The 9,951-nt window shown below is 41.6% G+C and carries 12 protein-coding genes; 10 read left to right on the top strand and 2 right to left on the bottom strand.

Annotated features, from left to right (window positions below):
• Positions 1-172 precede the first annotated feature (172 nt).
• From cccB to DV702_RS01450, 9 genes are all read left to right on the top strand, one after another.
• Entirely contained in the window at positions 173-514 is a 342-nt protein-coding gene (cccB, locus tag DV702_RS01410; protein ID WP_114923107.1) for a cytochrome c551, read from the top strand.
• A 195-nt stretch (positions 515-709) separates the two neighbouring features.
• On the top strand, positions 710-1,396 hold the full coding sequence (gene ftsE / locus DV702_RS01415) for a cell division ATP-binding protein FtsE (protein ID WP_114923108.1): 687 nt from the start codon (positions 710-712) through the stop codon (positions 1,394-1,396).
• Positions 1,386-2,270 carry a permease-like cell division protein FtsX gene (ftsX, locus tag DV702_RS01420; protein WP_114923109.1) on the top strand — a complete coding sequence of 295 codons (885 nt, stop codon included), beginning with the start codon at positions 1,386-1,388 and terminating at the stop codon, positions 2,268-2,270. The genes ftsE and ftsX overlap by 11 nt, the downstream gene beginning before the upstream one ends.
• A 31-nt stretch (positions 2,271-2,301) precedes the next feature.
• Entirely contained in the window at positions 2,302-3,585 is a 1,284-nt protein-coding gene (locus DV702_RS01425) for a murein hydrolase activator EnvC family protein (RefSeq protein WP_240315661.1), read from the top strand.
• Positions 3,586-3,629: 44 nt separating this feature from the next.
• Entirely contained in the window at positions 3,630-4,316 is a 687-nt protein-coding gene (locus DV702_RS01430; protein WP_205407199.1) for a hypothetical protein, read from the top strand.
• Positions 4,313-4,900, top strand: a complete 588-nt coding sequence (locus DV702_RS01435; protein ID WP_114923111.1) for a peroxiredoxin family protein — start codon at positions 4,313-4,315, stop codon at positions 4,898-4,900. Before DV702_RS01430 ends, DV702_RS01435 begins: the two co-directional genes overlap by 4 nt.
• Positions 4,901-4,970: 70 nt before the next feature.
• Positions 4,971-6,401: a S41 family peptidase gene (locus tag DV702_RS01440; protein WP_114923112.1), complete on the top strand. Its 1,431-nt coding sequence runs from the start codon at positions 4,971-4,973 to the stop codon at positions 6,399-6,401.
• A gap of 202 nt (positions 6,402-6,603) precedes the next feature.
• Positions 6,604-7,779: a PDZ domain-containing protein gene (locus DV702_RS01445; protein WP_114923113.1), complete on the top strand. Its 1,176-nt coding sequence runs from the start codon at positions 6,604-6,606 to the stop codon at positions 7,777-7,779.
• A gap of 15 nt (positions 7,780-7,794) precedes the next feature.
• Positions 7,795-8,046, top strand: a complete 252-nt coding sequence (locus tag DV702_RS01450) for a CsbA family protein (RefSeq protein ID WP_114923114.1) — start codon at positions 7,795-7,797, stop codon at positions 8,044-8,046.
• Between the two features lie 108 nt (positions 8,047-8,154).
• Here the strand turns inward: DV702_RS01450 and DV702_RS01455 are convergent, their stop codons facing one another.
• Positions 8,155-8,457, bottom strand: coding sequence for an AzlD domain-containing protein (locus tag DV702_RS01455; RefSeq protein ID WP_114923115.1), 303 nt, complete (start codon positions 8,455-8,457; stop codon positions 8,155-8,157).
• Entirely contained in the window at positions 8,457-9,182 is a 726-nt protein-coding gene (locus DV702_RS01460; protein WP_240315662.1) for an AzlC family ABC transporter permease, read from the bottom strand. Before DV702_RS01460 ends, DV702_RS01455 begins: the two co-directional genes overlap by 1 nt.
• A 124-nt stretch (positions 9,183-9,306) precedes the next feature.
• Here DV702_RS01460 and DV702_RS01465 point away from each other — a divergent pair, with 124 nt between their 5' ends.
• The gene (locus DV702_RS01465; protein ID WP_114923117.1) at positions 9,307-9,939 is read left to right on the top strand and encodes a TVP38/TMEM64 family protein; all 633 of its coding nucleotides are present in this window, start codon (positions 9,307-9,309) and stop codon (positions 9,937-9,939) included.
• The last annotated feature ends 12 nt before the right edge of the window (positions 9,940-9,951 follow it).

Here is a 9,951-nt window from a genome sequence, read left to right on the forward strand (position 1 = left end):
TTGAACTGGGGCGTTTTGGTCAATACTATAGAATGTGCTCTTTGTAGAATTAAAAGTATCAAAGACAGGAATCGACAGTTTACAAACTTGTCAATTCTACCTGCCATGAAACGACGGTTTTTTGGTATACTAACTAATGTTAGGAAAATTTATGCAAAAGGGAGGATATTACATGAAGAAACAATTATTAGCTACACTTTTCGGTGCGGCATTAGTTCTCGGCGCTTGTGGTGGAAGCGACGATTCATCAGCACCTGCTGATGATGCAACAAACGACAATGGCGCTGCAACAACTGATGTAGATGCTGAAGCAGTAGTACAGCAAAACTGTGCATCTTGTCACGGTGGAAACCTAGAAGGTGGAATGGGACCTGCGCTAGATAAAATTGGTGGCACACTATCTCAAGATGAAATCCATGACGTGATTGTCAATGGTAAAGGGGCTATGCCTCCTGGTATCATTAAAGGCGAAGAAGCAGATGCAGTAGCTGCTTGGTTAGCTGAAAAGAAATAAGTTTGTAATAATATAGACCGCTTCCAAGGCTTCCTTGGGGCGGTCTATTTGTATTCCATACGCTTTGTCAACAGTCCGTGCCAAAACATTTAACTAGACCATTTGATACATAACTGTAATACTTGAAATACCGAATCGTGCTATAATTAACATGGCGAATATGTGTGAAAAACAAAATTCAGGTGGTTATCATGTATGATTGTAATGAAAAATGTATACAAAAAGTACCCGAATGGCGTGGTAGCCTCTAATGGAATCCACGTAGAGATTTCAAAAGGCGAATTTGTTTACGTCGTTGGACCTAGTGGTGCAGGGAAATCCACATTTATAAAAATGATGTATCGAGAAGAAGTTCCGACGAGTGGATTAATTTACATTAACGGAACGGAGTTATCCAAAATAAAAAGTAAAAACATACCGTACTTCAGAAGACAAATTGGTGTAGTCTTCCAAGATTTCAAACTACTGCCGAAACTTAACGTCTATGAGAACGTAGCATATGCGCTAGAGGTAATTGAAGAAGCGCCTAGCGTCATTCGACAAAAAGTGACAGATGTGTTGAAGTTAGTAGGATTGACGAATAAAATGAGGATGTTTCCAAATGAACTGTCTGGTGGAGAACAGCAACGTGTATCGATTGCGCGTTCCATCGTTAATTCACCTAAACTGGTAATTGCAGACGAGCCGACCGGAAATTTGGATCCCGACACTTCATGGGAAATCATGAAGATTTTTGAGCGCATTAATGCACAAGGAACGACGATAGTGATGGCTACACACAATAGAGAAATTGTGGATACTAATAGACATCGAGTGATTCAAATCGAGGGTGGTTTGATTACTCGTGATGAGTATGAAGGAGAGTACCGCAATGAAATATAGAACGTTTAAACGTCATTTGCGGGAAAGTTTCAAAAGTCTGAGTCGTAATGGCTGGATGACATTTGCTTCTGTTAGTGCGGTGACGGTCACGTTGTCATTAATTGGCGTGTTTTTCATTATTATGATGAACTTGAACCAGTTAGCTGACAATATTGAGAACGATGTAGAGATCAAAGTAGTGGCTGAACCCGAAGCTACTCGTGTCGAAGTTCAACAACTGTTGCGACAGGTGAAGAAGACGCCTGGAGTGGAAGATGTAGAGTATTTCACCCGGGATCAGGAACTCGATAAAATGATTGAGTCATTCGGTGATGAATTTGCACTACATAAACAAAGTAATCCTCTTGGAGACGCATTGTATGTGAAAGCGTTGAATCCGAAAGATACGGCAGCGCTGGCAAAAGAAATTAGTACGTATGAATATATATATGATGTGGAATATGGTGAAGGGAAAGTTGAAAAGTTATTCAATGTGCTGAAGGTCGGACGTAACGTAGGACTGGCATTGATACTAGCTCTGCTCTTTACCGCGATGTTCCTAATATCCAATACGATTCGTCTGACAATTGTTGCAAGACGTACAGAAATTGATATTATGAAACTTGTAGGAGCTACAGACAGCTTTGTACGTGTTCCTTTCATGCTGGAAGGTGTGTGGCTTGGAGTATTAGGAGCGGTTGTTCCGATGGTCATTATGACGACATCGTATTCACAACTTTACTCTTTATGGGATGCGAGATTACAAAATCAATTATTTAAATTGCTGGATCCATCGCCATTTTTATTCCAGCTAAATTTCCTTTTATTGTTCATCGCCGTATTTATAGGTGTATGGGGCAGTTTTATGTCTGTTAGGAAGTTCTTAAAAGTGTAAGAGAAATAGGTACGGAAGGGTGAACTGGATTTTGATAAAGCGACGCCGAATTATTTCAAGTGTTCTTGCAGCCTGTCTATTGACGATGGTTGTCGGTAGTTCAGGAGTTTCAGCAAGTAATTTGAAAGACCTACAAAATGAGAAAAAAGCGGCAGAAAATAAGAAGAACAGTTTGAATTCCACTATACAAAAGAAAGAAATTCAAATTGAAGAAAAGCAGTCCAAAGCAGATCAATTGATCAAACAAGTGAAGTTATTAAATGAGAAAATTGAAGAGACAAATGCGAATATGGACCGTGTAGTCGCCGAGATGAATGTAACCAAAAGAGAAATCAATGAGCTACAAGAGTCTATTAAAGTACTGGAAGACCGAATTGCTGAACGTGATGAGATTTTGCGGGAACGTGTTCGGGTGATGCAAGTAAAGGGCGGGAAAGTAAGTTATATTGACGTGCTTTTAGGCGCTAACAGTTTTTCAGACTTTATTGATCGCTTCTCTGCTGTGACGACATTGATGGATGCAGATCGCAAAATTATAGAGCAGCAAGAAGAAGACATGGCGAAACTAGAGGAAGAGAAAGCGTTAATTGAGCAAAAGCTAGCAGAACAGAAAGAACGCAAGCTTAAAATTCAAACGATGAAGGACGAGTTGTTAGAGAAGAAAGCAGAAAAAAGAGAGCTCGTACGCATTCTGGAAGAAGAGCAAGAGAAGCTTTCTGGCGAGAAGTCTAGTTTAGAAGAAGAATATGAGGATGCAATTCAAATTAGTAAAAAGTTAGAAGCAAAAATTAGCGCCGAACAAGATCGTCTAGCGGAAATAGCAAGACAAGAACAAGCCAGAAAATTGGCATTGGCTGAAGACATGTCCATTCCGGCAGGCGAACTTCCTGTCGTATCGAGCGGATTTTGGACAACGCCTGCAAAAGGAAAATATAGTTCAGGATTTGGATGGCGTACGCATCCAATCACTCATGTGAAAAAGCAACACCGTGGCATGGATATAAGTGCACCTATGGGAACTCCGGTCGTAGCGGCTGGAGATGGTGTCGTGTCTTACGCGGGCAGTATGAGTGGTTTTGGTAATGTCATCATGATTACGCACTCTGTGAAAGATCAGATTTTAACGACGGTTTACGGTCACTTATCCAGCGTCGGCACCAGTACAGGCGCACATGTAGCTAAAGGCGAATTGATAGGCGCTGTAGGACAAACCGGTTTAGCTACTGGACCGCATTTGCATTTTGAAGTTCATGTAGGGAACTTCTCAGCAGTCGGACCTAGCGCAGTCAACCCTTTGCATTACGTCGCATTTTAATATAGTATGAATGAAAACCTGCCATTTTATTGGCGGGTTTTCATATGTCTACTAATAGAAAGGAGTTCGTGGTGATGCCGGTAACGCAGTATTATCCTATTGGCTCGATCACTGTATCTTCTTCTTGGCTAGCGTTTATTATTGGATTCGTCATCACATACCTTTTCATTCGCATATATTTCGGTAAGACGCATAGTGATCGAGTCGGCAATTTGTTTTTTAATGTAATCATTATTTGGAAACTGTCAGTAATTTTGACAGACTTTTCGACTGTAGTAGCCTACCCTATGTCGATTCTTTATTTTCATGGAGGAAAGATTGGCTGGTTATTAGCAATTAGTGTAGTAGGACTACTGACGCTCCGCCAAGCGTATCGTGAGAAATGGCAACGCATCGACCAATGGACATTACTGCTAGCGTTAATTAGTTGGCAAACTACCTATCAAGTAGTGATGGTCTTTTTAAATGAAGGTAGTGTGGTAGTGAAGATAGGGACTGTTGTAGCGTTTGTAGTATTTACTTTGTTGGCCATTTGGAGTTATCGAAAGAGTATAAACAAAACAAGTGAATTAGTCGGGATTTGGGTTGCGGTTCATTTTATGGTAGCCGCCTTTCAATCAGGCGGTATGCTGCAGTTGGCATTCATCACAACGATTGTCATGGGATCGCTGATAGTTGGAGTAGAATATATATCAGCTGAACGGACGAGTAGAAAGGAAGAAGTACAGTGAGTAAAAAAATGATAGGCTACATTATTAGTGCATTAGTGATCGGTACATTGATTTTCATCATGGTGCAGAATACGTTGGATAAACCAGAGCCGATTGATACTGCGTCTACTACATTAAGCCAGACAGATGTTGCTCAGTTGGAAGAGGAAGGATTAGAGCAGTATGCACAAGCGCCTGATTTCACCCTCACTACATTAGCTGGAGAAAGCGTGACGCTATCCGATTTAAAAGGGAAAAAAGTCATTTTGAATTTCTGGGCAACATGGTGTCCGCCGTGTAAAGCAGAAATGCCACATATGGAGAGTTTCTATTCAAAATTGACAGACGAAGATCAAGTGGAATTGATTGCTGTGAATGTTACACAATCTGAAAAATTAGGAATTAGTGAAGTAGAAAATTTCGTTGATTCATATAAATTGAGCTTCCCGATTCCATTAGATGAAACAGCGGAAGTTACACAGTTATACGGTGTATTCTCGATGCCTACAACGTATATGATTGATACGCAAGGCCGAATAGCGCAAAAAGTCATTGGACCTTTAGATGAAAAAACGTTGAATGAGTTAGTGGATTTTATGGATTAAGAAAAGAGTCTGTTCCTGTGTCGTAACTTCTTGTCTCTCTTCATATAGTGAAGAGAGGAGGAGGGTATGCATGCGTAGGAGCAGGCTTTTTTTAGTTGGGATTGTGCTGATCATTGTAGCGGCTGTCGGTTTAAATGGGTGCGGTACTTCAGATTCAAAGCAAACCCAAGCTGTCAGTCACTTGCCTGTGCTCGATGAAGTGTATGAAGCGATTCAGGAAAAAGCGGTGTATCCGGTTCAAAAGGACAGGCTGATCGAGGGTGCATTGCGAGGAATGACGGACACGATTGGTGATCCTTATTCGACGTATTTAACTGAGCAAGAAGCGGCAGCTCATCGGGAATCACTAGCAGGTTCTCGTGTAGGAATCGGTGCCGAAGTGACAAGGTCGAACGGTAAGTACATTATCGTTTCACCAATTAAAGGCGGACCTGCAGAAAAAGCAGGGTTACAGCCCTATGATGAAATTGTTCGAGTGAATGGAGAAAGATTAGGCAACGAAACACTTCAAGAAGTAGTGAATCACATCCGAGGAAAAAAAGGAACTGAAGTAAAGTTGACGATTTTTCGACCGGATGCCGATAAGCATATGGAGTACACGATTGTCCGTGATCACATACCTGTTGAATCGGTTTCACAACAACTTTTTGAAGAACGGGGTGCTAAATTAGGATACATAGCACTAACGATGTTCGGAGAAGAAACCGCCAAGGAATGGCAAAAAGCAACGTCAGACGTAATCAAACAAGGCGCACAAGCGATAATTATTGATGTACGTGGGAATCCGGGCGGTTATTTACAAGCAGTCTCAGAGATCTCGAGTAGTTTATTGGAGCAGGATCGGGCATTTGTCATTATGCAGGATGCGCAAGGGAATTTAACACCACTTGTTACAGAAAAGTCTGAAGCTCTAGACTTTAATGAACGGCTGAAAAGGATTCCGATTGTCGTTTTGCAAGACGTGGGGAGCGCTTCTGCGAGTGAAGTACTAAGTGCAGCGATCAAAGATTTGAAGCGTGGCGCTATTATCGGTACTACTAGCTTTGGGAAGGGAACCGTGCAAGAGACGATGGAACTTTCGAATGGCGGCGAATTAAAGCTATCGACCAACAAGTGGCTGACGCCAAAAGAAAAGTGGATTCACGGTAAAGGAGTCGAAGCAGATATTCAAGTGAAACAAAGTATTTTATTTACAGAGCATTTACAAATGGTGACCGATACGTTGTCAGAAGGTCATTTCACGGATCAGATTGCTTATGCTCAGCGAATGTTGAAAGCATTCGATTACCGCCCAGGACGAACGGATGGCTATTTTGATAAAGATACAGCAAATGCAGTTCATGCTTACCGTGCAGACCGTGAATTGACAGAAAGCCGTATCATGGACCGGGAGTTTTTCGCTGATATAAAGAAAGCTGCAGAAGAGTACCGAGCAGATGAGAAGAATGATAAGCAATTGCGCATGGCGGTGGATTACTTAGTAAATGAGTTAACGCAGTAAAACGGATTCCATTTGATGAAGAATAAACGATTTTCCGATGATTAGCATGTGAGTAACATTCTGAATTAAGCGTATCTCTAAGAGGTACGTTTTTTCTATGAGCATCGAAAGTTTGCACTTCATCGAGAACACTCTCGCTATTTCTCTACTTTTTTTGTACAATGGGGAAAAGAGCTGTTTAGACAAGCGAGAAAGGTGACAGATGATGTCTAGCGAACTACTACTCAATATGAAAGATTCATTACTTTACTTTTTTCTAAATCCAGTGTGGTTGTTGGCTATACTGGCAGCATTCATGCTCGGATCCAAACGCGTGAAGCAAGAGAGAAATGACTTTAAGGTCAGCATACAAAACGGCGCATCGGAAATGAAACACAGTATTTCTTCAGCCTGGTTGCACGGATTGGTTCTATCAATCATCATTGCCGGCGTAGGATTAATTGTCGATTTTAATTGGATTATTATTCTTTCAATCGTCATGATACTTGTAATTGTGTCATTCTCTTATAAGTTGGCTTCGCCTATTTATTATGCTGCTATTGCGTTTTTTGGACTTGTAGCACTTGATCGCTTTGCAGGAGACTTTGCTATAGGAAGTTGGTTTGTGCAGAACGATTTAGATTTCTTTGGTACATTAGCGATTACAGTTCCTATTATTGCGGGCTTATTTCTAATTACGGAAGGTTCGTTGATTGGACGTTATGCTGCACGTTACGCTTCCCCGTTATTAGTGCCGACTCAACGTGGAATGCGCGGAGCTGTTTACCAGTCGAAACTATTATGGATTGTTCCTGTCGTTCTGTTAGTGCCGGGTCATATGGTTGCGGAGTATGCACCCTATTGGCCGCAGTTCACACTAGGTGCAGAGCAATTTTCATTCATTCCGATTCCGTTAGTAATAGGCTTTTCGCAGATGGTTCGATCCACATTTCCGGATGTATTGTTCCCTAAAATTGGGAAAGGTATCGTTTGGCTTGGTATCATCGTGACAGCTGTTGGAATTGGCGCCATTTGGTTGCCGGTTCTAGGATGGGTTGCGCTGTTGGCAGGTGTCGTATGCCGTATTTTGCTATCGTTCCTAATTCCGTTAACGGAGCAAAGGAAATCAGTCTTACTCGTTCCTCAATCGGAAGGTGTTTTCGTTGTGGCAGTATTGAAAGATTCTCCTGCTGAAAAGATGGGTATTATTTCTGGTGATTTGATCAAATCTGTCAATGGCATTACTGTTCACAATGAAGATGAATTATATGATGCGATTCAGGTGAATGCTGCACATTGTCGCTTGCAAGTAATTGGCCGCGACGGTGAAGTCCGCCTGAAGCAGCAAGTGTTGTTCCGACATGATCATTTCCGTTTAGGTATGCTTACGGTACGTTAAAAGGAGAGAACTTCTATGCATGATTTTGAAACAAAACTACTGCTCGCGATAGTGCTCCCAGGTCTTTTGGTTGTGTTTTTTACGCGTGTTACGTTTCATCATATTGTAGGACTCGTTCTCACGCTCGCTTTAATCGCAGCATCTGTTTATGCGGGATATACACATAATTGGATGCTTTATGTAGCGGATGCGGTATCCTTAACAGTTGGTTTTTGGTTTGCTTCACGAATGGTGAGAAATGCGCGATTGCACCAAGCGGAAGAATAATAAAAGCGTTCTTCAAGAATAAATCTCTTTGAAGAACGCTTTTTTTGTTGCCAAAAATTCATTCACTGTTTTAACTTGATGAGGGTCGGGGATAATAGTAGTAATGGATTAAAATAAACTATATACCGCTAGTGCGGCAATTGTCCCGATCACAACAAACATCACGTCGAGCCCTATGAATGCAAGGGCAAAAGCTACTATAGCTCCGATCACTCCAAAAAATACATCTTCTTGAATATGTAGAATGGCAGGAAATATTAATGCACCGAGCACGGCGTATGGGATATTGCGTAATACACCACTGACAATGGGCGGCAACTCTTTCCCGTCAAGAAACGTCAAAGGAATCATTCGTGGCACATACGTTGCAATGGCCATACCGAGCAACATCCACCAATAAGCAGCACCCATTATTCGCTCGCCTCCTTTTGTTTGGTCCATTGTTCAACATTCTTTTTACTTTTCACATACATGATTTCAACTAATATAGCGGAACCTAATGTAGCTACTAGAATAGACCATCCTGTAGACAATAAATTCAAGTAGTATAACGCACAATGAATAGCGGCTCCAACTGTTGCAAGCAGTACCACTTTGCGATTGCCTTTCATGGAAGGGACAAGAAGCCCGATAAACATAGCGTACAAGGCTACGGACATCGCTTTTTGTAAAAATTGAGGTAAATTCGCTCCGATGATATGTCCGACAGCCGTAAAGATGACCCAGCTACTATAAGCGATTAGCGCGACACCGCATGCAAAAGCGGTAGTGACGTAACGATTCTTTTGTGTAGCCAGCACAGAAAACGTTTCATCTGTTACACCAAACGCATAAATGGCTTTCATCCATTTTGGCGCGGGTTCTACTTTTTCACTCAATGAAGCCGTCATCAAAAAGTGGCGGATATTGACAATAAATGTATTCATGACGATTAACCAAGGGGCTACGCCTGTAGCGAGTAAACTAAGTGCCATATATTGAGAAGCCCCCGCATAAACGAGTAAGCTCATGGCAGTCGCTTCTATCATAGACAGGCCCGTCGTTTTGGCAAGTAAGCCAAACGTCAATGCCACTGGAAAATATCCAATGGCGATACTCGACCCTGCTTTCAGGCCATGGGAAAAGGTTGTGTTCACTAAGCAGCCCATCTTTCTTTCTGAATCTGTATGCTATTATACTATAATTCGTGATATATTAACGAACATCATGGAATGTTCTTTAAATTAATGTACATAATTTCAAACGGTGAGGGTGTATGCGATGAATGAATGGCTATCGATAGATAAAGTTGAGGAATTAGCTAATCAGTATGAGGCGTTAGGATTTTTTATGGGACTTCTTCCGCCGTTTTTAGAGGCATTTCTTCCTTTCCTGCCGCTCGTCGTATTTGTTATTGCGAATGCTCTGGCGTTTGGTTTTTGGTATGGTTTTATATTGTCATGGGCAGGAACGGTGGCAGGGTCGTATGCAGTGTTTTTACTTATTCGGAAATACGGTGGTAATCGTTTTTTCTCGTTTTTGACTAGACCACCGCGGGTTCAGCAGTTGATCCATTGGGTGGAGCGCAATGGATTCGGTCCGTTGTTTATTTTGATATGTTTTCCTTTCACTCCTTCTGCGCTTGTGAATTTGGTAGCGGGTTTGTCGAATATGAATAAGAAGAATTATTTGTTTGCGTTGATGTTGGGGAAGCTAGTGATGATTATGATGATTACGTTTATTGGGTATGATATTCGTGCGTTGTTTACGCAACCGATTCGTACGTTGATTATGTTTGTTGTGATTTTCTTGCTGTGGCTGGTAGGGAAGTGGTTTGAGCGTCGGTTGACGAAGAAGGTGGAGGATGATTTTAAGAGTTTTTCCAGTCTTCGTAGCGCGGATAAAAAAGAGTGATTATAACGTTAC

Origin of the sequence: Sporosarcina sp. PTS2304, from assembly GCF_003351785.1 — a bacterium.
In the GTDB taxonomy this organism is placed as follows: domain Bacteria; phylum Bacillota; class Bacilli; order Bacillales_A; family Planococcaceae; genus Sporosarcina.

Bases quoted from the DNA above. Each gene is read 5' to 3' on its own strand.
- DV702_RS01450 (WP_114923114.1), top strand. From the start codon at position 7,795: ATGCATGATTTTGAAACAAAACTACTGCTCGCGATAGTGCTCCCAGGT.
- DV702_RS01445 (WP_114923113.1), top strand. From the start codon at position 6,604: ATGATGTCTAGCGAACTACTACTCAATATGAAAGATTCATTACTTTAC.
- cccB (WP_114923107.1), top strand. From the start codon at position 173: ATGAAGAAACAATTATTAGCTACACTTTTCGGTGCGGCATTAGTTCTC.
- ftsX (WP_114923109.1), top strand. From the start codon at position 1,386: ATGAAATATAGAACGTTTAAACGTCATTTGCGGGAAAGTTTCAAAAGT.
- DV702_RS01440 (WP_114923112.1), top strand. From the start codon at position 4,971: ATGCGTAGGAGCAGGCTTTTTTTAGTTGGGATTGTGCTGATCATTGTA.
- DV702_RS01465 (WP_114923117.1), top strand. From the start codon at position 9,307: ATGAATGAATGGCTATCGATAGATAAAGTTGAGGAATTAGCTAATCAG.
- DV702_RS01430 (WP_205407199.1), top strand. From the start codon at position 3,630: ATGTCTACTAATAGAAAGGAGTTCGTGGTGATGCCGGTAACGCAGTAT.
- DV702_RS01455 (WP_114923115.1), bottom strand. From the start codon at position 8,457: ATGGGTGCTGCTTATTGGTGGATGTTGCTCGGTATGGCCATTGCAACG.
- ftsE (WP_114923108.1), top strand. From the start codon at position 710: ATGATTGTAATGAAAAATGTATACAAAAAGTACCCGAATGGCGTGGTA.